We start from the raw sequence: 25,897 nt of genomic DNA on the forward strand, positions 1-25,897 counted from the left end.
GACAGTCAGTTTTCCTGGCCGGAAGGCTTCAGGGTGTGTTCCCGCTGCCTTGTGGCTTTCTGTAATGGTCAATGGCTCCGACCTGTGGCTTTTTTGAATAGTTCAGTGAAATTTCTTCGACATGGTCAGGATTTATCCCCCGGACGCTTCGCTTGATGGCGTTCGGTGAGGTCAGGGAAATAGAGTCTGCAAGCGGGAAAGGGCAGGCAGGGCCGGGCTTGCGGGACGGTTTAAGCGTGCTCGCCAGAAGGCGGCTCGACAGTTATCGGAATGCAAGAATTTGTCGCGACACAGGTTTTGGTGCACTGTTGGCGCACTGTTCATTGAAAGCTACCCATACAAGCGACTCATACAAGAAAGGGGGAGAGAGAACGATGGCCGATATCGATGCACGTTTGCGCGAAGACGTCCACTTGCTGGGCGAGCTTCTGGGTAACACGATTCGCGAGCAGCGCGGGGCCGCCTTTCTCGACAAGATCGAGCGTATTCGCAAAGGTGCGAAGGCTGGCAGGCGAGGCTCTGCGGCAGGTGCCGAGCAGTTGAGTTCCAGTGTCGACAGTCTGGACGATGACGAACTGCTACCCGTGGCGCGAGCCTTCAACCAGTTTCTGAACCTGGCCAATATCGCCGAGCAGTATCAATTGATGCGCCGTCGCGATGACTCCCAGCCCCAGCCTTTCGAGTCGCGGGTCCTGCCCGAATTGCTGGATCGTCTCAAGGCTGAAGGCCACTCTCCCGAGGCGCTGGCCCGCCAGTTGGGCAAGCTGGAGATCGAATTGGTACTCACGGCGCATCCCACCGAGGTGGCACGTCGTACACTGATCCAGAAATACGACGCCATTGCGGCGCAACTGGCGGCGCTGGACCATCGGGATCTCAACAGCATCGAGCGCGAACAGATCACTTCCCGACTGCAACGCCTGATCGCCGAAGCCTGGCACACCGAAGAAATCCGCCGTATCCGACCCACTCCGGTGGATGAGGCCAAATGGGGGTTTGCGGTCATCGAGCACTCGCTCTGGCATGCGATCCCAAGCTACATGCGCAAGGCCGACCAGGCGCTGCAGGCGGCGACCGGGCTGCATTTGCCACTGGAGGCTGCACCGATCCGCTTCGCTTCGTGGATGGGCGGCGACCGGGACGGCAACCCCAATGTCACAGCCAGCGTTACCCGTGAAGTCCTGCTGCTGGCGCGCTGGATGGCGGCCGATCTGTTCCTGCGGGATGTGGATCAACTGGCGGCCGATCTTTCCATGCAACAGGCCAGCGATGCCTTGCGCGCCAGTGTCGGTGACAGCGCCGAACCCTACCGCGCCGAACTCAAGCGCTTGCGTGAACGCCTCAGGGCCACCCGCAATTGGGCCAACGCTTCGCTGGCCACGCCACAGCCTGCAACGGATGCCGTGCTGAACGACAACCACGAGCTGCTTGAGCCCCTGATGCTGTGTTACCAGTCGCTGCATGAATGCGGCATGGGCGTGATTGCCGACGGTCCATTGCTCGATTGCCTGCGCCGTGCAGTGACCTTCGGACTGTTTCTGGTGCGTCTGGACGTGCGCCAGGACTCCAGCCGTCATTGCGCGGCCATGACCGAAATCACCGACTATCTGGGCCTGGGCCGTTACGAGGACTGGGATGAGGCTGCGCGCATCGATTTCCTGTTGCGTGAACTGAATAACCGTCGTCCCTTGCTTCCCGCTCATTTCAAACCGGCTGCCGACACCGCCGAAGTTCTGGCAACGTGCCGGGTAGTGGCGGCCGCACCGGCGGCCTCGCTGGGTTCCTACGTGATCTCCATGGCGGGTGCCGCTTCGGATGTGCTCGCGGTGCAGCTGCTGCTCAAGGAGGCCGGCCTGCAGCGGCCGATGCGCGTCGTTCCGCTGTTCGAGACTCTGGCTGACCTGGATAACGCGGGGCCGGTGATCGAGCGTCTTCTGGGCTTGCCTGGCTACCGCTCGCGGCTGCACGGTCCGCAGGAAGTGATGATCGGTTATTCGGACTCCGCCAAGGACGCGGGCACCACCGCAGCAGCCTGGGCGCAGTACCGGGCGCAGGAGAAACTGGTGGAGATCTGCCGCGAGCAGCAAGTCGAACTGCTGCTGTTCCATGGCCGCGGTGGCACGGTCGGACGCGGTGGTGGCCCGGCCCATGCGGCGATTCTGTCGCAACCGCCGGGTTCGGTTGCAGGGCGTTTCCGCACCACCGAACAGGGCGAAATGATTCGTTTCAAATTCGGACTGCCGGACATTGCCGAGCAGAACCTCAACCTTTATCTGGCTGCCGTCCTGGAAGCGACCCTGCTGCCGCCTCCTTTGCCGGAGCCGTCCTGGCGGCAAATGATGGACCAGATGGCGACCGACGGGGTGAATGCCTACCGGGCTGTAGTGCGGGAAAACCCTGAGTTCGTCGAGTATTTCAGTCAGGCCACGCCCGAGCAGGAATTGGGCCGCTTGCCGCTGGGAAGTCGTCCGGCCAAGCGTCGTGCGGGCGGTGTCGAGAGCCTGCGGGCCATCCCCTGGATCTTCGCCTGGACCCAGACGCGCCTGATGCTGCCGGCCTGGCTCGGTTGGGAAGCGGCCCTGAGCAAGGCCCTGGAACGCGGCGAAGGGGATGTGCTGGCGCAGATGCGCGAACAATGGCCATTCTTCCGCACCCGTATCGATATGCTGGAAATGGTGCTGGCCAAGGCTGACTCGGACATCGCCCAGCTCTACGATGACCGGCTGGTGAGCGCTGAACTGCAACATTTGGGCTCGCACCTGCGCGGCCTATTGTCGCAGGCGTGCAAGGTTGTCCTGGGGCTCACCGGGCAGCAGCAACTGCTGGCGCATAGCCCGGAAACCCTGGAATTCATCAGTCTGCGCAACACCTATCTGGACCCGCTGCATCTGTTGCAGGCCGAGCTTCTGGCCCGGTCCCGACATCGTGAGGCCAGCCTGGACAGTCCTCTGGAACTGGCTTTACTGGTGTCTGTTGCGGGCATTGCAGCCGGACTGCGCAATACCGGCTGACAGGTTGGACTGCGGTCGCTTGCAGGCCATTGTCGGGACAGATGTGTATTGCGGGAAAGCGGGTTGAGCAGGCACGGGGTTGCGCAGGTGGGCGCAACTGCCGTCATGCCTTGGGTTGCTGCGACTTTTGGCGTCTTGTGCGGCCTGTGTCTGCTGTGTATCTTGGTCAGCCTTTTGGCCTTTGGCCGACGTTTATTTTTCAGATTGGCCCAAGAGGCGAATCCGACGATTGACTATAAAAATTTGAGGAACATGACGATGCGCGTGATTCTGCTGGGAGCTCCGGGGGCCGGTAAAGGTACTCAGGCAAAATTCATCACTGAAAAATTCGGCATCCCGCAGGTTTCGACTGGCGACATGCTGCGCGCAGCGGTCAAGGCCGGCACAGAGCTGGGTCTGAAGGCTAAAAGTGTCATGGACTCGGGCGGTCTGGTTTCCGATGACCTGATCATCGGCCTGATCAAGGATCGTCTGTCCCAGCCCGACTGCAAGAACGGCGTACTGTTCGATGGTTTCCCGCGCACCATTCCTCAGGCCGAAGCCCTGTTGAATGCTGGTCTGGATATCGATCATGTGGTGGAAATCGCAGTCGATGACGAAGAAATCGTTCAGCGCATCTCGGGTCGTCGTGTTCATGAAGCTTCCGGGCGCGTCTACCACGTGCAGCACAACCCGCCGAAGAAGGAAGGTGTCGACGACGTCACCGGCGAGCCACTGGTACAGCGCAAGGACGACGTGGAAGAAACCGTGCGTCATCGCCTGTCGGTCTACCATTCCCAGACCAAGCCGCTGGTCGAGTTCTACAACGAACTGAGCAAGAAGAATGGCAAGCCCAAGTGCAGCCATATCGAAGGTGTCGGTTCCGTTGAAGCGATCACTTCCAAGGTGCTTGCTGCACTGAGCTGAGTCCGTAAGGCCTGAGTTCAACAATGGCCCGCTTGCGGGCCATTTGTCATTTATACTGCGTCACTTTTTCCAACGAAGACGGATACACCGATGACCACCTTGCTGGCCCTGGACACCGCCACTGAAGCCTGCTCGGTCGCTTTGCTGCATGACGGCAAGGTACTGAGCCACTATGAGGTGATCCCGCGTCTGCATGCCCAGCGCCTGCTGCCCATGATCAAGGCACTGCTGGCCGAGGCGGGCATTGCCATGTCGGCGCTGGATGCCATTGCTTTCGGTCGCGGTCCGGGAGCCTTCACTGGCGTGCGTATCGCCATCGGTGTGGTTCAGGGGCTGGCCTTCGCGCTGGAGCGTCCGGTGTTGCCGGTCTCGAACCTGGCGGTTCTGGCGCAGCGTGCCTGCCGCGAGTACGGAGCCCAGCAGGTGGCTTCGGCTATCGATGCACGTATGGACGAAGTCTATTGGGGCTGCTATCGCGAGACCGCAGGGGAGATGCGTCTGGTGGGGAGCGAAGCGGTGCTGCCTCCCGAGCAGGTAGCACTGCCGCTAGATGCCAGCGGCCAATGGTTCGGTTCAGGCACTGGCTGGGGGTATGCCGAGCGCATGCCGGTCTCGCTGGTTGGTCAGGACGCCAGCATGCTGCCCCATGCTCAGGACCTGTTGACCCTGGCGACTTTTGCCTGGAAGCGTGGCGAAGCTATTCCTGCGGACGACGCCCAGCCTGTCTATCTGCGTGACAAGGTGGCTACTCCCAAAGGGCCTCAGGTTCGCTGAGATGCAGGGGTAATTCCTGCATTCACGAAACAAGCAAAAAAGCCATCGAAATATCAATTAGCCATCTACCACTTGTCGACTAATTCGTTAGTTATGCTCGGCGGCATAAACAATCTGCAATATGTGTGGTCTAGTTATCGTTCACGTATTTGCCAAGTCCCGGCCTGTGACGTTAAATTGCCACTACAAGACGCCGAGTAGATATCGATGCGCATAGACGGACCCTCATCACGTTCATACCCCATCAAGCGAAAGCCGAAGAAGGCTCCTTCGACCGTTGAAGGCACCTTTGAAGAAATCGATGGCGATGTTGAAGTCGAATTGCCTGCGCGGCCTGCTCAGGCTTCGCGTCGTGAATCCTCAGGTGAAGCGCAGATTGGCGCCACTGCCAACGTGCCAGCCCGTCCTCAGGACATCATCTTCCCTCGTTCCATGAGCACTCGTGTCGCCAACGCTTTGGCCAGCTATCTGACCACTGCCAGTTTTGTGGATTGGGATCTGGAAGTGTCGGGGCTCGATCTCCACGTCTGACCGTGTCCAGCCTGCCTTACTATCTGGGATGTCCGTCATGGAGCGAAAGCGCCTGGCGTGAATCGTTCTACCCGGAAGATGCCCGTCCCACCGACTTCCTGCGCCTTTATGCCCAGGTCTTCAATGTCGTTGAAGGCAACACCACGTTCTATGCGCGTCCCGCACCCGCCACTGTCCAGCGCTGGGCTGAAGTCCTGCCGCAGAATTTTCGTTTCACAGCCAAGTTTCCCAGAGATATCAGCCACGATGGCGACCTGCGCCTGCAACTGGAGGCCGCTGAAGCCTTTGTAAAGCTGCTTGCTCCCCTTGGTGAGCGTGTCTCGCCATTCTGGCTGCAATTGTCGGCCAGTTTTTCGCCTCAGCGTCTGGCGGAGCTGGCAGGTTTTCTCGATGAACTCAATGTACCTCTGGCGGTTGAGGTGCGGCACATGGCTTTTTTCGAGAAGGGCGACGAAGAGCGCATGCTCAACCGCCTTCTGCTGGACCGTGGCATCGAGCGGATCTGCCTGGATTCCCGGGCACTGTTCAGTTGTGTCTCCACGGACCCCGCGGTGCTGCATGCCCAGTCCAAGAAACCCCGGGTGCCGACACGTCCGGCAGCCTTGACCCATTCGCCACAGGTTCGCTTCATTGGTCGCCCGGTGCTGGAGGACAATGACCCGTTCCTGACCCAATGGATCGAAAAGGTTGCCGTCTGGATCGAGGAAGGACGTACCCCCTACGTGTTTCTGCACACCCCGGACAACCTGAAGGCGCCTGACCTGGCTCAGCGTTTTCATCGGTTTCTGATGGCGCGCCTGCCGGGGCTGCCGCCATTGCCCGAGCTGGATCGTGGTCCGCAAGTGGAGCAACTGGGCTTGCTCTGAGGTCGATAGTTGTGGGTTCAATAGATCCCTCTATCACGATGACCTGGAAACGCTCATGGACTCTCGACAACTGCATCGGGCACAAACCTTCAAGGCCTTGCATGAGCGCGACAGCGCCTTTGTGATTCCCAACCCATGGGATGCGGGCTCGGCAAAGCTGCTGGCTTCGCTGGGCTTCGAGGCTTTGGCGACCACCAGTGCCGGATTGGCCTTCAGCCTGGGGCGAGCCGATGCCGAAGGTGCGATCGGTCGTGGTGAAGCCCTGGAAAATATCGCGGCCATCGTCGCTGCAACGGACTTGCCCGTGGCGGCCGATCTGGAGAACTGTTTTGCCGACAGCCCCGAAGATTGTGCCGACACCTTGCTGAAGGCTGCGGCGACCGGAATTGTCGGTGGCTCCATCGAAGATGCCAGTGGTGACGCGGCAGATCCCATATACGATTTCGAGCTGTCCGTCGAGCGGGTCAGGGCGGCGGCTGCTGCGGTCCATGGCCTGCCGTTTCCCTTTCTGTTGACGGCCCGTGCCGAGAACCTGTTGCATGGTCGGCTGGATTTCGCCGACACCCTGCGCCGCCTTGAGGCCTATGCCGAAGCCGGTGCCGATGTTCTGTATGCGCCGGGATTGCGGACCCGGGAGGAAGTCATCGCGGTGGTCCGTGCTGTCGCACCCCGGCCCGTGAACGTGCTGATGGGGCTTGGCGGCGTGACCTTGTCGGTGGCGGACCTGAGCGAATGTGGCGTCAAGCGCATCAGCGTGGGCTCTTCCATGGCGCGTGCAGCCTGGGGAGCGCTTTATCGGGCCGCCGAAGAGATCCGCACCCAAGGCACCTTCAGCTACGCCGAGCAGGCATTGCCATTCGCTCAGCTCAATGCCCTGTTCAAAAGCTGAAGATGCGGATTTTTCTGCTGGGCCTGCTGTTCTGTGCGGCAGCCGTGATTGCGGTCTGGCGAGGCTGGGTCGATGTTCCGCCGCAATGGAACCCATGGGCGCCTCTGGATGTGCGACTCGAACCCAACCTGCTGACGCCCTTCAAGCTGGCGCGGCTGAAGGATGACCCGGTGTTGTGCGATCTGGCGCTGGATTCATCGAGCCTGCGCTACAGTCGTCAGGCCGACAGCGATCCGTCTGCCCGATGCCCCCTGCAGAATACCTTGCGCATACAGGGCGGCGACATCGCCTTGAGCAGCAGTTTCCTGGCCAGTTGCCCGCTGGCCGTTGCCTACGCGCTGTTCGATATCCACACCTTGCAGCCCGCCGCCCAGACGGTGTTTGGCCAGCGCGTTGCACGGATCGATCACTTGGGCAGCTTTGCCTGTCGCAACGTCTACAACCGCGCCAATAGCCGCCTCAGCCAGCACGCCACTGCCAATGCTCTGGATATTGCAGGATTTCGTCTGGCTGACGGGCAGAGAGTCAATCTGCTCAAGGACTGGAATGACGAGGGTGACAAGGGAAGGTTTCTGAAGCTGGTACGCGATGGGGCCTGCAAGAACTTCAGCACGGTGCTAGGGCCGGAGTACAACGCGGCGCATCGTGATCATTTCCATCTGGACATGGGGTTGTGGCAGGTGTGTCGTTAGGCTTTGTACGAAATGTATCTGCGCTCGATGATGCTGCGTTAAAAACAGGCTCGGAATGCTCATTTACACCAGTAAACTCCGCTTCCTCGCCTATTTTTGCCTTGCCTCACCTTCGCTCGAAAACATTTCGTACAGAGCCTAGGCTGCCATGCGCAGGTTTTGCAGGATCAGTGGACGCGCCCAGCCATTTTCATAGTCGAACTGGCGCTGTTGGGCCTGGACGGTTTCTTCGTCAAGTGGCAGGGCAGGCTTGTCGGCCAGTTCCCATTCGAACTCGGCAATCGGCAGATGCAGAGGACGCGGTTGTGGGCCGGGACCAGGGTTGCCGTTGTAGTTGTAAGGGTTGAGCACGGTCGGGCGAACCCAGTTGCTATCGAATTCCAGGTGGCGTTGCTGTTCGATGATTTCGCTGATGCTGAACGGCTCGGGAGCCGGTGGCAGCAGGTCGAGTTCGAATTCGGCAATCGGCAGGAACAGCGGCTCTGGTGGCTTGACCTGGGTGTCGGTGACCGGGCAGGCGCGCTGCTCGACAATCTTGCTCAGGGTCCGTGCGCCAGTGACCGGTTCGCCGGTTTCAACATCGACTTCGATCTTGATCGGCGCTTGCTCAGGCTTGCTGCCATCACCGATCTGTTCTGCCATCGCCCGGGCAAATGCATCCGACCACAACTGCGTGACACCGGTGAGGGTGCGGCTGTTGCTGAGGCTGTAGTCGCCTGCGTGCGACAGGTAGCCGATGGATGATTGAACAATCTCAGACATAGCGATCAGTTCTGGCCTTGGGTCTGGCAAAATGCCGGATACTTGGTTATCGGCAGATTTTGCCGATCATTAACATTTTTTGAGTGTGTGCAACGAATGAGTGAGCAGCAAGCGGGCAGTCGTATACGGGTCGAAGCCCTGACGGTGAGCGGACAGGATCAGGCATCCCGGTGGGCGCAGCGTCTGAACCTGCCTTTGCAGGATGAACAGGCTGACTTTGCCCTGCAAGTGACCGACGCTGGCCTGCAATTGCAGCAACTGGGCGATGATGTTCCCGGCCCTGTGCGAGTGGACTTCGTGGAAGGGGCGGTGGCTCATCGTCGTCTGTTCGGCGGGGGCAGCGGACAGATGATCGCCAAGGCCGTCGGCATTCAGCCGGGTGTGCGGCCAAGGGTTCTGGATGCCACGGCGGGGCTGGGCAAGGATGCGTTCGTGCTGGCCAGCCTGGGCTGTGAAATGAGCCTGATCGAGCGTCAGCCGATCATTGCCGCCTTGCTGGAGGATGGTTTGCTGCGCGGACTTCAGGATGCCGATGTCGGAGCAATCATTGCGCAGATGCGTCTGCTGACCGGCAATTCCATCGAGCTGATCCGCGCCTGGGAGGGCGAGCCGCCGCAGGTGATCTACCTCGACCCGATGTTCCCCCATCGCGAAAAGACCGCACTGGTGAAAAAGGAAATGCGCCTGTTCCGTCCTCTGGTGGGCGATGACATGGACGCCCCCGCTCTGCTGGAGGCCGCCCTGGCTCTGGCGACTCACCGCGTGGTGGTCAAGCGTCCGCGCAAGGCTCCCTGCATCGCAGGCCCTAAACCGGGCTATGCGCTGGATGGCAAATCCAGCCGTTATGACATCTATCCGAAAAAGGCGCTCAAGGGCTAAACCCTGTAAGCCCGCATGAACAGCTCCACTACCTCCCGCACATGCTGCTCGGCGCTTTCGGCGTCGGGCAACTCTCCGCAGCCTACCAGAAGACGGAAATGGCAGAGTCCTTTGACCATGGTCAGAAAGTGCTCGGCGGCGGTTCTCGGAGATTCGATGTGCAGGTCGCCTGCCTTGTCGATCTGGATCAGCAGGCGTTCCATCTCGTTGAGAATGCGTTGCGGGCCTGCCTCGAAGAAGATCATCGACAGTTTCGGGTCCTGGGTGCCGAGGTTGACCATCAGTCGATTCAGTTCCAGGGACTCGGGGCTGTTGATCAGTGCCTGAAAGGCGCGGGCGACATTCAGCAACACCGTTTCCACCGGCAGGTCACTGCTCAAATGCACGAACAGGGCGGGCATCTGTTCTTCGCAGCGGGCGACTACCGCGGCAGAGAACAGCGTCTCCTTGTCGGTGAAATGGCTGTAGACCGTGAGCTTGGAGACGCCTGCTTCGGCGGCGATGCTGTCCATACTAGTGTTGCCATAACCGTGGCGCACGAAGAGATCTTTCGCGGCTTCGAGAATGGCTTTGCGCTTTTCCGGGTCCTTGGGACGACCCGGACCTGAGGGTAACGAAGTATTTGGCATATGTTGAAATAATGAACTGGAGAGTTTGAAAAATTTTAATATACTCGCCAGTACAATTATTCCAAGCCCTATTGTGCAAAGGTCCACATCATGTTCCGCGATGTTTTGTCTCTCGTCGTGCCGGTCTGTCTGTTGTCATTGCTGACAGCATGCAGTCAGGAAGTGGCTGCGCCTGCGGTTGTGCGCCCGGCCATGGTGGTTCAGCCACTGCTTTCCTCCCAATCGGTGGATAGTTATCCCGGCGAAGTGCGCGCTCGTTTCGAGCCTGAGCTGGCGTTCCGCATCGGTGGCAAGGTCAGCAAGCGTCTGGTGGAAGTAGGGCAGAGGGTCAAGGCCGATCAGCCGCTGGCGGAACTGGATGCCGAGGACGTTCGGCTGCAACTGGAAGCGACCCGCGCCCAGGTCGCAGCCGCAGAAGCCAATCTGAATCTGGTACGTTCCGAGCGTGATCGCTACAAGACCCTGCTCGATCGCCAGATGGTCAGCCGCTCGCAATATGACAACGCGGAAAACCTCTATCGCTCCGGCGAAGCCCGGCTCAAGCAGATCAAGGCCGAGTTGACCGTCGCCGACAACCAGACCCGCTATACCGTTTTGCGCGCCTCCCAGGACGGCGTCATCGCCGGTCGCTCGGTGGAAGTCGGGCAAGTGGTTGCAGCCGGCCAGACGGTGTTTACCCTGGCGGCAGATGGCGAGCGTGAAGTCCTGATCAGCCTGCCGGAGCAGAATTTTGCCCGCTTCAAGGTGGGCCAGCCGGTTTCGGTCGAACTGTGGAGTCAGCGCGATCAGCGTTTTGCCGGTCGTATCCGTGAGTTGTCACCGGCAGCCGATCCGCGTTCCCGGACCTTTGCTGCGCGCATTGCCTTTGCCACCGGTCGGGTTCCGGTCGAACTGGGCCAGAGCGCCCGGGTGTTCATCGCGGCAGAACAGGCGGTTCCGTTGTCTGTGCCACTCTCGGCGGTCACCTCGGAAAATGGCGTCAGTTACGTCTGGCGGGTCAGTCCTGATGGCATTATCAAACGTGCTCCCGTGCAGCTTGGGGCATACGGGCAGGAGTCGGTGCCGGTGCTCGACGGCCTGAAAGAAACCGACTGGATTGTCGCCGCCGGGGTGCATGTGCTGCGTGAAGGCGAGCGGATCCGTCCGGTGGACCGCAGCAATCGTGCGGTAAAAATGGCTGCCGGGGAGTAGGCACGGATGCATTTCAATCTTTCCGAATGGGCGTTGCGTCACCGCCAGGTCGTTCTGTATCTGATGATCGTGCTGGCAGTTGTTGGTGCGCTTTCCTACACCAAGCTTGGACAAAGCGAAGATCCTCCTTTCACTTTCAAAGCCATGGTGATTCGTACCTTGTGGCCGGGAGCCAGTGCCGAGGAAGTGGCGCGGCAGGTGACCGACAAGATCGAAAAGAAACTGATGGAAACCGGCGAGTACGAACGTATTACATCGTTCTCGCGGCCCGGGGAGTCGACCGTCACGTTCATGGCGCGCGACTCGCTCGTTTCGGCGGCAGTCCCCGAGCTCTGGTATCAGTTGCGCAAGAAGATCGGTGATATCCGCCAGAACCTGCCTCCTGGCGTGCAGGGGCCGTTTTTCAACGATGAGTTCGGCACCACGTTCGGCAACATCTATGCATTGAGCGGCGAAGGGTTCGACTACGCGGTGCTCAAGGACTATGCCGAGCGCATCCAGATACGTTTGCAACGGGTCAAGGATGTCGGCAAGGTCGAGCTGATCGGCCTGCAGGACGAGAAGATCTGGATCGAGCTGTCAAACGTCAAGCTGGCTACTCTGGGCTTGCCCATGCAAACCGTGCAGCAGGCTCTTGAGGCGCAGAATGCGGTGTCGTCTGCCAGCTTCTTCGAAACCCCGGCCGAGCGTATCCAGATGCGGGTCAGCGGGCGCTTTCAGTCGGTGGACGAGATTCGCAACTTCCCGATCCGGGTCGGTGATCGCACATTGCGCATCAGCGATCTGGCCGAAGTGCACCGCGGCTTCAATGATCCACCGGCACCGCGCATGCGTTTCATGAATGAGGATGCCATCGGCCTGGCTGTGGCCATGAAGGATGGCGGCGACATTCTGGTGCTGGGCCGTGCCCTGGAGAGTGAGTTTGCCCGTCTGCAGAACAACCTGCCGGCCGGCATGCAACTGCGCAAGGTTTCCGATCAGCCGGCTGCGGTGAAGACCGGCGTGGGCGAGTTCGTTCAGGTGCTGGCCGAAGCGCTGATCATCGTTTTGCTGGTGAGCTTCTTCTCTCTGGGTGTGCGCACCGGCATGGTGGTTGCCCTGGCGATTCCGCTGGTATTGGCCATGACCTTCGCCACCATGTATTACCTGGGGATCGGCCTGCACAAGATTTCCCTCGGCGCCCTGGTACTGGCGTTGGGCTTGCTGGTGGATGACGCGATCATTGCCGTGGAAATGATGGCCATCAAGATGGAGCAGGGTTACGACCGGCTCAAGGCAGCCAGCTTCGCCTGGACCAGCACGGCCTTTCCGATGCTGACCGGTACGCTGATTACCGCCGCCGGTTTCCTGCCGATTGCCACTGCACAGTCAGGCACCGGGGAATATACCCGCTCGATCTTTCAGGTCGTGACCATTGCCCTGATTGCTTCCTGGATTGTCGCAGTGATGTTCGTACCGTATCTGGGCGACCGTCTGTTGCCGGATCTGGCGAAGATTCATGCGGCCAAACATGGTGCTGACGCCCCCGATCCTTACGCAACGCCCATGTACAAGCGTGTGCGTGCGCTGGTGGGCTGGTGCGTAGAGCGGCGCAAGACGGTGATTGTCGCCACCGTCGCGCTGTTTGTCTTGTCGGTGGTGATGTTCCGTTTCGTTCCGCAGCAGTTCTTCCCGGCATCGGGACGACTGGAGCTGATGGTCGATCTGAAACTGGCGGAGGGATCGTCCCTGCACAACACCACCGAGCAGGTCACCCGGCTGGAGCAGATGCTCAAGGATCATCCCGGGATCGATAACTACGTGGCGTATGTGGGCACCGGTTCGCCGCGTTTCTATCTGCCGCTGGATCAGCAACTGCCCGCGCCCAGCTTTGCCCAGATCGTGGTATTGGCCAATACCATCGAAGAGCGCGAAGCCCTGCGCACCTGGCTGATCACCAGCCTCAACGAGCAGTTTCCCGCCTTGCGCTCACGGGTGACACGCCTGGAAAACGGCCCTCCCGTGGGGTATCCGGTGCAGTTCCGGGTGACGGGGGAGCATATCGAGGTGGTTCGGGATCTGGCCCGCAAGGTTCGTGAAAAAGTTAGAGAGAACCCGCACGTCTCCAATGTCCATCTGGACTGGGAAGAGCCAAGCAAGGTCGTGCATTTGAATATCGATCAGGACCGGGCGCGGGCGCTTGGCGTCACTACGGCGGATATTTCGGCCTTCCTGAGAAATTCGCTTACCGGTTCCAGCGTCAGCCAGTTCCGTGAGGACGATGAGCTGATCGAAATCCTGCTGCGCGGCACCCGTAACGAGCGTGAGCAACTGGGTTCCCTGTCGAGTCTGGCGGTGCCCACGCAAAGCGGCACCAGTGTTGCGCTGTCGCAGGTTGCAACCCTGGAGTATGGTTTTGAAGAGGGCGTTATCTGGCATCGCAATCGTCTGCCCAGCGTGACCGTGCGTGCCGATATCTATGGCAAGGAACAGCCGGCGACTCTGGTCCGGCAGATCTTGCCGACTCTCGATCCGATCCGTGCCGAACTGCCTGACGGCTATCTGCTGGAGGTGGGCGGTACGGTGGAGGATGCGACTCGCGGGCAGAGTTCGGTGAATGCCGGTGTGCCTTTGTTCATCGTGGTTGTGCTGAGTTTGCTGATGATCCAGCTGCGCAGTTTTTCACGCATGTTCATGGTGTTCGTGACCGCGCCTCTGGGCCTGATCGGCGTGACGCTGTTCCTGCTGATCTTCAATCAGCCGTTCGGCTTCGTCGCCATGCTGGGCACCATCGCCCTGTCCGGGATGATCATGCGCAACTCGGTGATTCTGGTTGACCAGATCGAGCAGGATATCGCCAGCGGTCAGGATCAATGGCACGCCATCATCGAAGCCACGGTCCGCCGTTTCCGGCCGATCGTGCTGACGGCACTGGCTGCGGTTCTGGCCATGATTCCGCTGTCGCGCAGCCTGTTCTTCGGCCCGATGGCAGTGGCGATCATGGGGGGATTGATTGTCGCCACGGCGCTGACCCTGCTGTTCCTGCCAGCGCTGTATGCGGCGTGGTTCAGAGTGAAGCGGGTGTAGGGCTCTTCGCGAATGGGTTCGCTCGTGCGGGAGCGAATTCATTCGCGAAAAATCATTCTCTTGTCACAAGGCCCCAAACACCTTCTTCGCCAATCCGGTCGCTGCGGCTGCCGGGTTGGCACGAATGCTTTCTTCCTGCTTGGCAATCATCTCGAACAGGCCATTGAGCGCCTGCTCGGTGACATAGCCTTCGATGTTGGCGCTCTTGGTGTCGAGAACGCCCAGGGTTGCGGCCTGACCGGCAAAAGCGTTGTATTTCTGGGCCAGGCCGACCTTGTGGGTGGCCTGTTTGACGATCGGCAGGAACTTGGCGCGGATCTGTTCACGGCTGCTGCTGTTCAGGTACTGGGTGGCAGAGTCCTTGCCGCCGCTGAGGATCGATTTGGCGTCGGCCACGCTCATTTTCTTTACCGCATCTACCAGCAGGGCCTGAGCCTGGGGAACGGCGGCTTCGGCGGCCTGGTTCATACTGGCTTCCAGTTGATCGACCTGGGCGCCCATGCCGAACTGTTTCATCTTTTTCGCGACCTTGCCCAGATTGCCCGGCAGTTCGATGCGCACTTCCTGGTTATTGCTGAAACCACCGGGCACGCCCAGTTGCTTGACCGCGACCTGTGCGCCTTGGGTCAGTGCATCCTTGAGCCCGCCTGTGGCGTCCGATTGCGACAGGTCGCCCAGAGACAGGGCAAACACGTTGGCCGACAGCAGCAGGCCTGCGCACAGGCCGGCAAAGGTAAACGATGGGCGAAGCATGGCAGCATCCTTATTCTGTGGAGTCTTGAAAGTCGCGCTGACATTTGCATCGGCGCGACCCTGCATTGAGGTTATCAGGGAACCTGAAAAGCGTGGCTCAATCTGCGGCAGGCGGTTCTTCGATCTCGTTGTGCAACGTCACTTGCCGGATCGACAGACGTATATCGCCCGGCAGCACACGTTTGGCCGCGCCTTCCGCCAGTTCGCCCAGCAATGGGTGATGGCTCAGCTTGCCGGCAGCGTCCTTGCGCAGCACGCCGAGGCCCAGCAAGGTCTGGATGAAGTGCCGGAACAGGCTCTTGTCGAAGAACTCCGGGGCATTGAGGCCATGCAGGATCGACAGCCTCTGGGCCATGACCGTGCACAGGTCTTCCAGCTCCTCTGCGCTCAGCGTGTTCTGACCGCTGTTGAGCAGCAACGAGATGGCCATGTAGAAACGCTGCAAGGTCTGGGCGATGGCCTTGGACAACAGCGTCAGTTGCACAAACTCCCTGGAGCTTGGTTCCGGGCGGACATAGGCATCGTTCTTGAAACGCAGCAGGCCTTGCTCGACGAATGCAGCCAGCCACTGGTCGACGATCTCGTCCAGCTCTTCCAGCGTCCAGCGAATGAACAGCTCCGATTGCAGATATGGATACAGGGCCCGCGTGTAGCGCAGGATCTGTTCGCGATTCATGCGCGACGAGCTCTGGAAGAAGCTGGCCAGCAGCGAGGGCAGGGCGAAGATATGCAGCACGTTGTTGCGGTAGTAGGTCATCAGGACGGCATTCTGTTCGTTCAGATACAGAATCCTGCCCAGTGCATCCTTTTGCTCGGCCAGCAGATCCATGCCTTTGACATGCTCGATCAGTGCCCGGCCATCGCCTTCGGGCAATGTCGTGTGCGGTGAATACGGCACTTTGCGCAGCAGCGCCAGATAAAGGTCCAGCACCCGCTCCATGGCCTGATCGTCCAGTGCCAGCCGTTGCGTGGAGAGCAGAGCTACGGCCACCAGATTCATCGGGTTGACGGCTGCGGCTTCGTTCAGGTGTCGGGCTACACGCTCGCCGAGGCGATTGGTGGTCTCATTGAGCCAGGCCGGGCGGAACTGCGGCCCCAGTTCCTGCTCGCGCCAGTCTGGCTGCTCGTTATCAAGGAACTGCGCCAGCCTGATCGGCTCGCCAAAGTTGACCGACACCTGCCCGAAGCGCTGCTTGAGGGCTCCGATGACCTTGAAAATATCGAAGATCGATTCTTTCTTCTTGCTGGCACCGCGCAGTTCGCCCAGATAAGTGCGGCCTTCGAGTACCCGTTCATAACCGATATACACTGGCACGAACACGATGGGCATGCGCGAGTTGCGCAGGAAGCTGCGCAGGGTAATGGCCAGCATGCCGGTCTTGGGTTGCAGCATGCGCCCGGTACGCGAGCGGCCACCTTCGACGAAGTATTCGACCGGAAAGCCCTTGGTGAACAGGGTGTGCAGGTATTCGTTGAACACGGCGGTGTACAGCGGATTACCCTTGAAAGTGCGACGCATGAAGAACGCGCCGCCCCGACGCAGCAGTCCACCGATCACCGGCATGTTCAGGTTGATGCCTGCTGCAATGTGCGGTGGCGTCAGGCCGTTGCGGAACAGCAGATAGGACAGCAAAAGGTAATCGATGTGGCTGCGGTGGCAGGGCACATAAATCACTTCATGGCCCGGCGCGATATCCTGCACGCCTTCGATATGACTGACCTTGATCCCGTCGTAGATCTTGTTCCAGAACCAGCTCAGCACCACTTCCAGAAAGCGGATGGCTGAATAGGTGTAGTCCGAAGCGATCTCGTTGCCGTAGCGCAGGGCCTGCTCCCGGGCCTTCTCGTGAGTGATTTTCTCGCGTTCGGCTTCTTCGACAATCGCCTGTTGGACCATGGGCTCGTCCAGCAGCCCTTTGACCAGATTGCGGCGGTGGGAAACGTCGGGGCCGATGACCGCGCTTTTCAGGTTGCGAAAGCGCACCCGCAACAGGCGCTGGCTCATGCGCAGCGTCAGTTCCGGGCTCTTGTTCTCGTTGACCAGATCGCGGATCTGGATGGGGTTTGAAAACTGCACGCGGGTCTTGCGACCGAGGATCAGGATGGTGATCAGGCGCCGCAGGCGTCCGGTTACCGCCCAACTGTCGGCGAACAGCAGTTTCCATGCGCTGGATTCGCGGTCCGGGGATTGTCCCCAGAATACGCTGACCGGAATGACCTGCGCATTTTCAGCCGGGTTCTGGCTGACCGCCTCAAGCAGTCGCTCGAGCGTTGGCGGCGCACCGCGCTTGTCATGACGGCCCAGCCAGTCAGGCTCGGGGGTCAGGTAAAAGAATGCGGCAGGCTCTATCAGGTTGCCCACCGATACCGGCAGGATGGGGCGTGGCAGACCGGCCTTGCGGCACTCGGCATCGATGACCGCCAGATCGCTCAGTGAAGGCGATTGCAGCACATAGAACACCGGACGGCTGCGATCCAGGTTGAGTGTGAAAGACGACTGGTTGATGGTTTCCGAGCGAACCCAGAGATACAGCAACCGGCGCAGAGTGCCGAATACAAGACGACGGAACGGGGAACGGGTCATACGGCTTCTGCTGAGTGGGATGTAGGGGCGAGCGCCCGATGGGCATCAGTGTGCCGTATCTGTCCGGGATCGGCAAAGTAGCCGATTTCGTTGATCGATGTGTGAAAACGAGCTTGCCCGTGACAGCCTGTTCAGGCGCTGAAAATGTATGGTCTGGAAGCTTTCGCGAATGAATTGGCTCCTGCCGGGGTGGGGGCCAATTCATTCGCGAAAGGGTTACGAAGTGCGCCAGGTAATCTCTTCTTCGCCATCGGCGCTGATACGAATCCAGCGGTCGGCGGCATCGTCGCTTTCTTCTTCGACCCAGGTCCCCGGTGCGCAGCGCACTTCTACATTGAGGGCGGAGAAAGCGGCGCGGGCGCAGGCGATATCGTCTTCCCAGGGAGTCTGGTCGCTTTCCAGATAAAGGCTGTTCCATTTGCCGACGGCCTTTGGCAGCCAGGTCACGGGAACATTGCCCGCCTTGCATTTCCAGGTCTGGCCTTTGCGGGTCCAGTCACTGCAAGGGCCGAGTGCGGTCCCCAGCCATTGGGCGATGTCCTTGTGATCGACGTCTTCGTCTTTCAGATAAATCTCGATATCGGGTTGGCGCATGGGGGCCTCACTTGAATGCTATTGCAGCACGAAATAATCGTAGCGCATGGAAACGGTGACCTTGAAGGGGCCTGGGTGCTCGATGACTGCCGTGCGGCGCTCGGCGCTGGCACGCCAGCCGTGGGGTGTCATGGCCAGCAGGTCGGCGCGGGACTGCCCGTCGATCAGCTTCAGGGTGTAGCGCAAGGTTTCGCTGTGTTGTAACTGCATGCCTTCGGGCACCAGAGCCAGATGCTTGTCGTCGGCATAGTCGCGAACTTCATCATAGAGTCGCTGGCGCAGTTCCATCAGGTGTTCGTTGGTGGGGCCGACACGCATCAGCCCGCCGCCGGGTGTCAGCAGGCGCTTGGCTTCCTTCCAGTCCAGCGGGCTGAAAACGCTGGCCAGAAACTGGCAACTGGCGTCCGGCAGTGGCACGCGGGCCATGCTCGCAACCATCCAGGTCAGTTGCGGGTTGCGGCGACAGGCGCGCTTGACCGCCTCGCGGGAAATATCCAGCGCATAGCCATCGGCCTCGGGCAGGGCTTCGGCGATCTGGGCGGTGTAGTAACCCTCGCCACAGCCGATGTCCAGCCAGTGAGCCGGCGCACGTTCGGCAGCCAGTTCGGCCAGACGCCGGGCCACCGGTGCGTAATGCCCGGCATTCAGGAAGTTGCGCCGGGCCTCGACCATCGCCTGATTGTCGCCAGGGTCACGACTGTTCTTGTGCTGCACCGGCAACAGGTTCAGGTAGCCCTGACGCGCACGGTCGAAGCGATGATTGGCGGGGCAGACCACGCCATTGTCGGCGGCACCCAGCGGTGCCGAGCAGATAGGGCAAGTCAGCATCAGGCGAGCAACTTGACCATGGTCTGGTAGTAGATCTCGGTCAGAACATCGAGATCGCTGGCCAGGATGCGCTCGTTGACCTGATGGATGGTCGCGTTGACCGGGCCCAGCTCAACCACCTGAGTACCCAGGGTGGCGATGAAGCGGCCATCCGAGGTGCCGCCACTGGTGGAGGCTTTGGTTTCGCGTCCGGTGACTTGCCTGATGCTGTCCGAAACCGCATCCAGCAATGCGCCGGGCTCTGTCAGGAAGGGCAGGCCCGACAGTGCCCAGTCCACATGCCAGTCCAGATCGTGCTTGTCGAGGATGGCAGCGACACGCTGTTGCAAGCCTTCGACGGTGGATTCGGTCGAGAAGCGGAAGTTGAACACCGCCACCAGATCGCCGGGGATCACGTTGGTCGCGCCCGTGCCTGAATTGAGGTTGGATATCTGGAAACTGGTAGGCGGGAAAAAGGCATTGCCATCGTCCCAGTGCTCGGCGGCCAGTTCGGCCAGCGCTGGAGCCGCCAGATGGATCGGGTTCTTCGCCAGATGCGGGTAGGCCACATGACCCTGGATGCCGCGCACGGTGAGCTTGGCACCCAGCGAGCCGCGACGACCGTTCTTCACCACATCGCCCACCAGCGTGGTGCTCGAGGGTTCGCCGACGATGCACCAGTCCAGACGCTCCTTGCGGGCCGCCAGACGTTCTACCACCGCCTTGGTGCCATGATGCGCAGGGCCTTCTTCGTCGCTGGTGATCAGGAATGCCACCGAACCCTTGTGATCGGGGTAATTGCTGACGAAACGCTCGCACGCTACCACCATCGCGGCCAGACTGCCTTTCATGTCCGCGGCACCGCGACCGCAGAGCATGCCGTGCTCATCGATCAGGGCATCGAACGGATCGGTCTGCCAGGCCTGGACCGGACCGGTCGGCACCACATCGGTGTGGCCGGCGAAACACAGCACCGGACCTTCGCTGGTGCCATGGGTCGCCCAGAAATTGTCGACATCTTCGATGCGCATGGGCTCCAGTTTGAAACCTGCATCGCCCAGGCGCTGCATCATCACGGTCTGGCAATCGGCATCGACCGGAGTGACCGAAGGACGGCGAATCAGGTCGCAGGCGAGTTGAAGCGTAGGCGAAAGGTCGGCTGGGGCTGTCATGACCAGAACTCCGGGAACAAGGCTGTGGGCGCGAAAAGGCGCATATCTTAAAGCAAAACGAAGTTAAACGGCGTTCATGACCGCTGTTCGCTATCCGGACTTTTTAACCGGGACCATTGCCGCTGTCTTTCAAGTGCCTTTACGCATGAAGACTGCGCCTGTCAGCGATGCCACGAGAGACAGTGCGCCAGCGAGCAGAAAGGCAGCACCATAGCCGCCACGCAATGCTTCATGTGTGGTGTGCCCGGCTTCCAGTCGTACGCGGATATGAATTTTTAAACGAAATGCGTCTGGAACAAATATGGAGTTTCAACTCTGGTCTGTTGCCGATGCTGGCGGTCTTTTCAGTTAGATGAGTGCCACTGTTTATTGTTGTCTTGTGATATCACTTCATGGAGCGGGGAGTGTCTCGCATTACGATGTATGGCGACCCGATCGCCCGTGACGGCACAGTGGATCGAGAGGGTGTCGGGTTCTTCGCAAACCTCTATAATGCGTGCCGGTTTTTCGGGGTAACAGACATGAGCACAGAAGATCCACGCTTTGCAGGCATCGCCCGCTTGTACGGTATCGAGGGGCTGGAGCGCTTGCGTGCGGCTCATGTGGCGGTGATCGGCATCGGTGGCGTGGGCTCGTGGGCGGCGGAAGCCATGGCCCGCAGCGGCGTGGGTGAGATTTCCCTGTTCGATATGGACGATGTCTGTGTCAGCAACAGCAATCGTCAGTTGCATGCCCTGGACAGCACGGTAGGGCGGCCGAAGGTCGAGGTCATGGCCGAGCGCATAAGAGCCATCAATCCGGACTGTACCGTACATGCGGTCAGCGACTTCGTGACCCGCGACACCATGGCGGATTACATCACCACAGAGCTGGACTTCGTGATCGACTGCATCGACAGCGTCAATGCCAAGGCCGCGCTGATTGCATGGTGCAAACGTCGCAAGATCTCGATCGTCACCACAGGCGGTGCAGGTGGGCAGATCGATCCGACCCAGATTCAGGTCTGTGACCTGAACCGGACCTTCAATGATCCGCTGGCCTCCCGGGTGCGCTCGACCTTGCGTCGCGACTACGGTTTTTCCCGCACCCCGAACCGCCATTACAGCGTGCCCTGTGTGTTTTCCAGCGAGCAGTTGCGCTATCCCAAGCCCGATGGCGGCGTTTGCCTGCAGAAGAGTTTCGTGGGCGACGGCGTCAAGCTCGACTGTGCCGGAGGTTTCGGTGCGGTGATGATGGTGACGGCGACCTTCGGCATGGTCGCTGCCTCCCGGGCCATCGACAAACTGGTGGCTGGCGCGCGCCGCCCATCCGAGCGAGCCAGGCCGCCAGCTCAGGCGTGAGCGATCTGACGCATCCTTTGCAGCACGGCGTTGAGGCCGTTGCTGCGTGAAGGTGACAACTGGCGGCTCAGCCCGAGCTGATTGAACCAGTCGGGCAGATCCACCTCCAGCAGTTCCTGCTCCGAAAGGCCATTGACCCGCTCCAGCAGCAGCGCTACCAGGCCACGAATCAGCCGGGCATCGCTGGCGGCACGAAACTGCCAGCGCCCATCCTCCACTGTGCCCAGTAGCCAGACCTTGCTTTCACAGCCATGCACCCGATGCTCTTCGGACTTTTCCTGCTCGTTCAGTTCGGGCAACCGGTCGCCCCATTGCATCAGCAGGCGAGCGCGTTGCTCCCAGCCCTGAAGCTGGCTGAAGGTGTCCAGTGCGGTCTGTGCGCCGGCGGTCAGCGTCATCGCAGCAACTCCAGTGCCTGATCCAGAGCACTGAAAAAGCGCAGCAGGTCATCCGAATCGTTATACAGGCCAAGGGATACGCGGATTGCGCCTTGCAGCCCCAGACTCTTGAGCAGCGGCATCGCGCAATGATGCCCGGCGCGCACGGCTATGCCCTGTTCGGTCAGCAGATGAGCCAGATCGGCGTTATGCACGCCCTCGACTACGAAGCTGACCAGTGCCAGATCCGGTGAACCCAGCACGCGAATGCCTTCGCGCTGCTGCAGGCCTTCCAGCAGGCGCTGATGCAGGCGGGCTTCATGCTCGGCCACGGCCTGGTGATCCAGGCTGTCCAGATAGTCCAGAGTCGCACCCAGGCCGATCACGCTGGCAATCGGCGGCGTACCGGCCTCGAAGCCCAGAGGCGCAGGGCGGAAACTGGCCTGCTGATAATCGGCGTCGAGCACCATTTCACCGCCGTACTGCCAGTGCTTGAGGCGTGGCAAGGCTCTGTGGCTGGCGTACAGCACGCCGAGTCCGTCCGGGCCGTAGAGCTTGTGGCTGGAAAATACATAGAAATCACAGCCCAGTGCTTGCACGTCATGTCGACCATGGACCACACCCTGGGCACCATCCACCACGGTCAATGCGCCTTGCGCCCTGGCCAGCTCGAACAGGCGCGGCAAGGGCTGCCAGGTGCCGAGTACGTTGGAGAGCTGACTGACCGCCAGCAGGCGAGTGCGCGGGCCTATCAGTGTGGTGGCGGCATTCAGATCGATCAGCCCATTGCTGTCGAGTGGCAGGACAACCAGTTTCAGGTCGCGACGCGCTGCCAGTTGTTGCCAGGGCAACAGGTTGGCGTGGTGTTCCAGGGCGCTGATGACGATCTCGTCGTCGACGGCAAACTCCTGCTCAAGACCATAGGCCAGCAGGTTGAGCGCCGAGGTCGCGCCATGGGTAAAAATGATCTGGCCGGATTCATGGGCATTGAGCCAGTGAGCGACCTTGTTGCGGCTGTCCTCGAATGCCTGGGTGGCATGGGCACCGGGTAAATGCTGCGCACGATGCACATTGGCGGCACCGTTTGCGTAGTAATGGGTCAGGGCATCGATCAATGCCTGAGGTTTTTGCGTGGTTGCGGCGCTGTCCAGATAGGTCTGGCCCTGGCGCTGAAGGGCGTCGATGGCAGGAAAGTCAGCGCGCCATGGGGAAGTGAGGGGCATTGTTCATCCTGCTCGATGGAGCGGGCCCGGGGTATGAAGCCCCGGACCCGGACACGTCATCAGTTGTGAGCGTGCAGTGCTTCGTTCAGCTCGATGGCCGACTTGTGGGTCTTGCATTCCACAGCGCCGGTCTGCGAGTTGCGACGGAACAGCAGGTCAGTCTGGCCTGCCAGATCGCGAGCCTTGACGACTTTGACCAACTCGTTGTTTTCATCGAGCAGGGCGACCTTGGTGCCAGCCGTGATGTACAGGCCCGCTTCGACGGTGTTGCGGTCGCCCAGCGGAATACCGATACCGGCGTTGGCGCCGATCAGGCAGCCTTCGCCAACCTTGATGACGATGTTGCCGCCGCCGGACAGGGTGCCCATGGTCGAGCAGCCGCCGCCCAGGTCGGAACCCTTGCCGACGAAAACGCCCGCCGAGACACGACCTTCGATCATGCCCGGGCCTTCGGTGCCGCCGTTGAAGTTGACGAAGCCTTCGTGCATGACGGTAGTGCCTTCACCAATGTAGGCACCCAGGCGAACACGGGCACTGTCAGCGATACGCACGCCGCTCGGCACCACGTAGTCGGTCATTTTCGGGAACTTGTCCACCGAGAAGACTTCCAGCAGCTCGCCCTTGAGGCGTGCTTCGAGTTGACGCTCGGCCAGCTCGGCCAGATCCACGGCACCCTGGCTGGTCCACGCCACGTTTGGCAGCAGCGGGAAGATACCGCCCAGGTTCAGACCGTGCGGCTTGGCCAGGCGATGTGATAGCAGATGCAGCTTGAGGTAGGCCTCTGGTGTGGAAGTCAGAGGCGCGTCTTCTGCCAGCAGCGTGGCGACCAGCGGCTTGTGGCTCTCTGCCAGACGGGTCAGCAGAGCGGCTTGAGCGGCATCGACGTGTTTGACTGCATCGGCCAGTTTCGAGGCTTGATCTGTGGTGAATGCAATGGCCTGGTTGCCAGCGCTGTAGCCCAGGATCGGAGCGACAGCGGCAATCAGTTCGGCTGACGGATTGATCAGCGGCTGGGCGTAAAAGACTTCCAGCCATGCGCCTTGACGGTTTTGAGTGCCGACACCGAAGGCCAGGCTGAACAGGGTAGTAGACATGCAAATTCCTCTTGCGAATTAAAGGGCCATCTCAATCAGGCGATGGCCGTTGCATACAGGTCGGGTTTGAAACCAATCAGGGTCTTGCCGCCAAGATCGAGCACCGGGCGCTTGATCATCGACGGTTGCGCGAGCATCAGTTCGATCGCCTTTGCCTGATCGAGATCGGCCTTCTGGCCGTCATCGAGCTTGCGAAAGGTCGTCCCCGCGCGGTTCAGCACCACTTGCCAGCCGTGTTCATCGCACCACTGCGTCAGGTGCTCGCGGTCAATGCCAAGGGTCTTGTAATCATGAAACTCGTAGCTCACAGCATGTTCATCGAGCCAGGTACGAGCCTTTTTCATCGTGTCGCAGGCTTTGATGCCGTATAGAGTGTAAGTCATTGTTTTGCCTCTGGGTCGCCGGGTTTCCCGGATACCCCACTGTCTTCACGGAATTCAGCCAGCGATTATGTCACGCCCCGGCGCTCGGTGTCCGGGCTGCCGTGATATCTGCCGTGGGTATTGTGACGATGACGCGAGATGATTCCATGACACATTGCGTGTCATGGAATCGCAGCACTCAGCGCGTGATGAAGTCGCGAATCCGCTCGGCGGCTTCGATGCATTCGGCCAGTGGGGCGACCAGCGCCATGCGCACACGACCGGCACCGGGGTTGACGCCATTGGCTTCGCGGGACAGGTAGGAGCCCGGCACCACCGTTACGTGCTGGTCGACGAACAGGTCGCGGCAGAATTCGGCGTCGTCCTTGCCTACATTTGGCCACAGGTAGAAGCCGCCATCCGGGCGTTGCACATCCAGCACCGGGGCCAGAATCTCCAGGACCGCGTCGAATTTTTCGCGATACAGCGCACGGTTGGCGCGCACGTGTTCTTCGTCATTCCAGGCTGCGATGCTGGCCAGTTGGGTTTGAACCGGCATGGCACAGCCGTGGTAGGTGCGATAGAGCAGGAAAGCCTTGAGGATGTCGGCGTCACCGGCCACAAAGCCCGAACGCAGGCCTGGCAGGTTGGAGCGCTTGGACAGGCTGTGGAAGACCACGCAACGCTTGAAGTCCTGACGACCCAGTTCGGCGCAGGCGGTGAGCAGGCCGGGCGGTGGTGTCTGCTCGTCGAAATACAGCTCGCTGTAGCACTCGTCCGCTGCAATCACGAAATCGTATTCGTCGGCCAGGGCAATCAGCTTTTTCAGGGTCGGCAGCGGGATCAGTGCGCCGGTCGGATTGCCGGGCGAGCACAGGAACAGGATCTGGCAGCGTTTCCAGATATCCGGGGTGACGGCATCGAAGTCGGGGTTGAAGCCGTTTTCGCTCAGGCATGGCAGATAGTGCGGCTGTGCGCCAGCCAGGAATGCCGCGCCCTCGTAGATCTGATAGAACGGGTTGGGGCTGACCACCAGGCCGTCGTCGCTGCGATTGACCACGGTCTGGGTGAAGGCAAACAGCGCTTCGCGGGTACCGTTGACCGGCAGTACGTTGCGCGCCGGGTCGATCCAGCCTTCAGGCACATTGAAGCGACGGTTGCACCAGCCGGCAATGGCTTCGCGCAAGGCCGGGATACCCAGCGTCGTTGGATAGACCGCCATTTGATCGAGGTTGTCGGCCAGGGCCTTGGCGACGAACTCGGGCGAACGATGCTTCGGCTCGCCGATGGACAGGGCCACGGGGCGCTTGTCCGGGTTGGGCGTCACGCTGCCGAGCAGGGCGCGAAGCTTCTCGAACGGGTAAGGCTGAAGCTGTTGCATGGCGTTGTTCATGG

Annotated in this window: 23 protein-coding genes; 11 read left to right on the top strand and 12 right to left on the bottom strand. The window is 60.5% G+C overall.

The features are described from left to right. The first annotated feature begins 374 nt into the window (after nt 1-374). The 7 genes from ppc to JSY17_RS09150 all read left to right on the top strand — a co-directional run bounded on the left by ppc (nt 375) and on the right by JSY17_RS09150 (nt 7,669). Nucleotides 375-3,011 carry a phosphoenolpyruvate carboxylase gene (ppc, locus tag JSY17_RS09120; protein ID WP_206400810.1) on the top strand — a complete coding sequence of 879 codons (2,637 nt, stop codon included), beginning with the start codon at nt 375-377 and terminating at the stop codon, nt 3,009-3,011. Between the two features lie 258 nt (nt 3,012-3,269). Continuing rightward, complete coding sequence (gene adk / locus JSY17_RS09125) at nt 3,270-3,917, top strand: adenylate kinase (RefSeq protein WP_117182730.1); 648 nt, start codon at nt 3,270-3,272, stop codon at nt 3,915-3,917. Between the two features lie 90 nt (nt 3,918-4,007). Further along, entirely contained in the window at nt 4,008-4,691 is a 684-nt protein-coding gene (gene tsaB, locus JSY17_RS09130) for a tRNA (adenosine(37)-N6)-threonylcarbamoyltransferase complex dimerization subunit type 1 TsaB (protein WP_206400819.1), read from the top strand. A 207-nt stretch (nt 4,692-4,898) separates the two neighbouring features. Next, nucleotides 4,899-5,222: a hypothetical protein gene (locus JSY17_RS09135; RefSeq protein ID WP_117164577.1), complete on the top strand. Its 324-nt coding sequence runs from the start codon at nt 4,899-4,901 to the stop codon at nt 5,220-5,222. A gap of 2 nt (nt 5,223-5,224) precedes the next feature. After that, on the top strand, nt 5,225-6,088 hold the full coding sequence (locus JSY17_RS09140; RefSeq protein WP_206400821.1) for a DUF72 domain-containing protein: 864 nt from the start codon (nt 5,225-5,227) through the stop codon (nt 6,086-6,088). A gap of 55 nt (nt 6,089-6,143) precedes the next feature. Next, complete coding sequence (locus JSY17_RS09145) at nt 6,144-6,977, top strand: isocitrate lyase/PEP mutase family protein (protein ID WP_117164578.1); 834 nt, start codon at nt 6,144-6,146, stop codon at nt 6,975-6,977. 2 nt (nt 6,978-6,979) lie between these two features. Further along, entirely contained in the window at nt 6,980-7,669 is a 690-nt protein-coding gene (locus tag JSY17_RS09150; RefSeq protein ID WP_206400823.1) for an extensin-like domain-containing protein, read from the top strand. Between the two features lie 138 nt (nt 7,670-7,807). Here the strand turns inward: JSY17_RS09150 and JSY17_RS09155 are convergent, their stop codons facing one another. Beyond that, the gene (locus JSY17_RS09155) at nt 7,808-8,431 is read right to left on the bottom strand and encodes an energy transducer TonB (protein WP_206400825.1); all 624 of its coding nucleotides are present in this window, start codon (nt 8,429-8,431) and stop codon (nt 7,808-7,810) included. A 96-nt stretch (nt 8,432-8,527) separates the two neighbouring features. Between JSY17_RS09155 and JSY17_RS09160 the strand changes: the two genes are divergently transcribed. Beyond that, the gene (locus JSY17_RS09160; RefSeq protein WP_117182735.1) at nt 8,528-9,310 is read left to right on the top strand and encodes a class I SAM-dependent methyltransferase; all 783 of its coding nucleotides are present in this window, start codon (nt 8,528-8,530) and stop codon (nt 9,308-9,310) included. On the opposite strand, the gene JSY17_RS09165 is transcribed toward JSY17_RS09160, so the two are convergent. Continuing rightward, complete coding sequence (locus JSY17_RS09165) at nt 9,307-9,939, bottom strand: TetR/AcrR family transcriptional regulator (RefSeq protein ID WP_206400827.1); 633 nt, start codon at nt 9,937-9,939, stop codon at nt 9,307-9,309. The genes JSY17_RS09160 and JSY17_RS09165 overlap by 4 nt on opposite strands. A gap of 90 nt (nt 9,940-10,029) precedes the next feature. On the opposite strand from JSY17_RS09165, the gene JSY17_RS09170 reads away from it, so the two are divergent. Both JSY17_RS09170 and JSY17_RS09175 read left to right on the top strand, forming a co-directional pair. Next, on the top strand, nt 10,030-11,130 hold the full coding sequence (locus tag JSY17_RS09170) for an efflux RND transporter periplasmic adaptor subunit (RefSeq protein ID WP_206400828.1): 1,101 nt from the start codon (nt 10,030-10,032) through the stop codon (nt 11,128-11,130). A 6-nt stretch (nt 11,131-11,136) separates the two neighbouring features. Further along, a complete protein-coding gene (locus tag JSY17_RS09175) occupies nt 11,137-14,196 on the top strand; it encodes an efflux RND transporter permease subunit (RefSeq protein WP_200999014.1) in 3,060 nt (1,019 codons plus the stop codon). A 63-nt stretch (nt 14,197-14,259) separates the two neighbouring features. Here JSY17_RS09175 and JSY17_RS09180 read toward each other — a convergent pair whose 3' ends face one another. From JSY17_RS09180 to dapE, 5 genes are all read right to left on the bottom strand, one after another. Continuing rightward, nucleotides 14,260-14,949 (bottom strand): DUF4197 domain-containing protein, encoded by a 690-nt coding sequence (locus JSY17_RS09180; protein ID WP_206400829.1) that lies wholly within the window; start codon nt 14,947-14,949, stop codon nt 14,260-14,262. 97 nt (nt 14,950-15,046) lie between these two features. Beyond that, a complete protein-coding gene (gene plsB / locus JSY17_RS09185; RefSeq protein WP_201015079.1) occupies nt 15,047-17,533 on the bottom strand; it encodes a glycerol-3-phosphate 1-O-acyltransferase PlsB in 2,487 nt (828 codons plus the stop codon). Between the two features lie 216 nt (nt 17,534-17,749). Next, entirely contained in the window at nt 17,750-18,127 is a 378-nt protein-coding gene (locus JSY17_RS09190) for a hypothetical protein (RefSeq protein WP_206400833.1), read from the bottom strand. A gap of 18 nt (nt 18,128-18,145) precedes the next feature. Further along, nucleotides 18,146-18,955: a putative RNA methyltransferase gene (locus JSY17_RS09195; protein WP_117182741.1), complete on the bottom strand. Its 810-nt coding sequence runs from the start codon at nt 18,953-18,955 to the stop codon at nt 18,146-18,148. Further along, on the bottom strand, nt 18,955-20,106 hold the full coding sequence (gene dapE, locus JSY17_RS09200; RefSeq protein WP_206400837.1) for a succinyl-diaminopimelate desuccinylase: 1,152 nt from the start codon (nt 20,104-20,106) through the stop codon (nt 18,955-18,957). The genes JSY17_RS09195 and dapE overlap by 1 nt, the downstream gene beginning before the upstream one ends. Nucleotides 20,107-20,627: 521 nt before the next feature. Between dapE and tcdA the strand changes: the two genes are divergently transcribed. Then, nucleotides 20,628-21,446, top strand: a complete 819-nt coding sequence (gene tcdA / locus JSY17_RS09205) for a tRNA cyclic N6-threonylcarbamoyladenosine(37) synthase TcdA (protein WP_206400939.1) — start codon at nt 20,628-20,630, stop codon at nt 21,444-21,446. Here the strand turns inward: tcdA and JSY17_RS09210 are convergent. The 5 genes from JSY17_RS09210 to dapC form a co-directional block, all read right to left on the bottom strand. Then, complete coding sequence (locus tag JSY17_RS09210) at nt 21,437-21,844, bottom strand: SufE family protein (protein ID WP_117182744.1); 408 nt, start codon at nt 21,842-21,844, stop codon at nt 21,437-21,439. The two genes, tcdA and JSY17_RS09210, sit on opposite strands and share 10 nt — an antisense overlap. Then, entirely contained in the window at nt 21,841-23,046 is a 1,206-nt protein-coding gene (locus tag JSY17_RS09215; protein ID WP_206400839.1) for an aminotransferase class V-fold PLP-dependent enzyme, read from the bottom strand. Before JSY17_RS09215 ends, JSY17_RS09210 begins: the two co-directional genes overlap by 4 nt. Before the next feature lie 59 nt (nt 23,047-23,105). After that, nucleotides 23,106-24,140, bottom strand: coding sequence for a 2,3,4,5-tetrahydropyridine-2,6-dicarboxylate N-succinyltransferase (gene dapD, locus JSY17_RS09220; RefSeq protein ID WP_117182746.1), 1,035 nt, complete (start codon nt 24,138-24,140; stop codon nt 23,106-23,108). A gap of 35 nt (nt 24,141-24,175) precedes the next feature. Beyond that, nucleotides 24,176-24,523, bottom strand: coding sequence for an ArsC family reductase (locus tag JSY17_RS09225; protein WP_117182747.1), 348 nt, complete (start codon nt 24,521-24,523; stop codon nt 24,176-24,178). 178 nt (nt 24,524-24,701) lie between these two features. Continuing rightward, on the bottom strand, nt 24,702-25,895 hold the full coding sequence (dapC, locus tag JSY17_RS09230) for a succinyldiaminopimelate transaminase (protein WP_122370037.1): 1,194 nt from the start codon (nt 25,893-25,895) through the stop codon (nt 24,702-24,704). Nucleotides 25,896-25,897 lie beyond the last annotated feature (2 nt).

The sequence above is a fragment of the Pseudomonas capsici genome, from assembly GCF_017165765.1.
Taxonomy (GTDB): Bacteria; Pseudomonadota; Gammaproteobacteria; order Pseudomonadales; family Pseudomonadaceae; genus Aquipseudomonas; species Aquipseudomonas capsici.

Coding starts and splice junctions, on each gene's coding strand:
- plsB (WP_201015079.1), bottom strand. CDS start 17,533: ATGACCCGTTCCCCGTTCCGTCGTCTTGTATTCGGCACTCTGCGCCGG.
- JSY17_RS09225 (WP_117182747.1), bottom strand. CDS start 24,523: ATGACTTACACTCTATACGGCATCAAAGCCTGCGACACGATGAAAAAG.
- JSY17_RS09170 (WP_206400828.1), top strand. CDS start 10,030: ATGTTCCGCGATGTTTTGTCTCTCGTCGTGCCGGTCTGTCTGTTGTCA.
- JSY17_RS09160 (WP_117182735.1), top strand. CDS start 8,528: ATGAGTGAGCAGCAAGCGGGCAGTCGTATACGGGTCGAAGCCCTGACG.
- JSY17_RS09145 (WP_117164578.1), top strand. CDS start 6,144: ATGGACTCTCGACAACTGCATCGGGCACAAACCTTCAAGGCCTTGCAT.
- tcdA (WP_206400939.1), top strand. CDS start 20,628: ATGAGCACAGAAGATCCACGCTTTGCAGGCATCGCCCGCTTGTACGGT.
- JSY17_RS09135 (WP_117164577.1), top strand. CDS start 4,899: ATGCGCATAGACGGACCCTCATCACGTTCATACCCCATCAAGCGAAAG.
- dapD (WP_117182746.1), bottom strand. CDS start 24,140: ATGTCTACTACCCTGTTCAGCCTGGCCTTCGGTGTCGGCACTCAAAAC.
- ppc (WP_206400810.1), top strand. CDS start 375: ATGGCCGATATCGATGCACGTTTGCGCGAAGACGTCCACTTGCTGGGC.
- tsaB (WP_206400819.1), top strand. CDS start 4,008: ATGACCACCTTGCTGGCCCTGGACACCGCCACTGAAGCCTGCTCGGTC.
- JSY17_RS09175 (WP_200999014.1), top strand. CDS start 11,137: ATGCATTTCAATCTTTCCGAATGGGCGTTGCGTCACCGCCAGGTCGTT.
- JSY17_RS09155 (WP_206400825.1), bottom strand. CDS start 8,431: ATGTCTGAGATTGTTCAATCATCCATCGGCTACCTGTCGCACGCAGGC.
- dapC (WP_122370037.1), bottom strand. CDS start 25,895: ATGAACAACGCCATGCAACAGCTTCAGCCTTACCCGTTCGAGAAGCTT.
- JSY17_RS09150 (WP_206400823.1), top strand. CDS start 6,980: ATGCGGATTTTTCTGCTGGGCCTGCTGTTCTGTGCGGCAGCCGTGATT.
- dapE (WP_206400837.1), bottom strand. CDS start 20,106: ATGACAGCCCCAGCCGACCTTTCGCCTACGCTTCAACTCGCCTGCGAC.
- JSY17_RS09195 (WP_117182741.1), bottom strand. CDS start 18,955: ATGCTGACTTGCCCTATCTGCTCGGCACCGCTGGGTGCCGCCGACAAT.
- JSY17_RS09190 (WP_206400833.1), bottom strand. CDS start 18,127: ATGCGCCAACCCGATATCGAGATTTATCTGAAAGACGAAGACGTCGAT.
- JSY17_RS09180 (WP_206400829.1), bottom strand. CDS start 14,949: ATGCTTCGCCCATCGTTTACCTTTGCCGGCCTGTGCGCAGGCCTGCTG.
- adk (WP_117182730.1), top strand. CDS start 3,270: ATGCGCGTGATTCTGCTGGGAGCTCCGGGGGCCGGTAAAGGTACTCAG.
- JSY17_RS09210 (WP_117182744.1), bottom strand. CDS start 21,844: ATGACGCTGACCGCCGGCGCACAGACCGCACTGGACACCTTCAGCCAG.
- JSY17_RS09165 (WP_206400827.1), bottom strand. CDS start 9,939: ATGCCAAATACTTCGTTACCCTCAGGTCCGGGTCGTCCCAAGGACCCG.
- JSY17_RS09215 (WP_206400839.1), bottom strand. CDS start 23,046: ATGCCCCTCACTTCCCCATGGCGCGCTGACTTTCCTGCCATCGACGCC.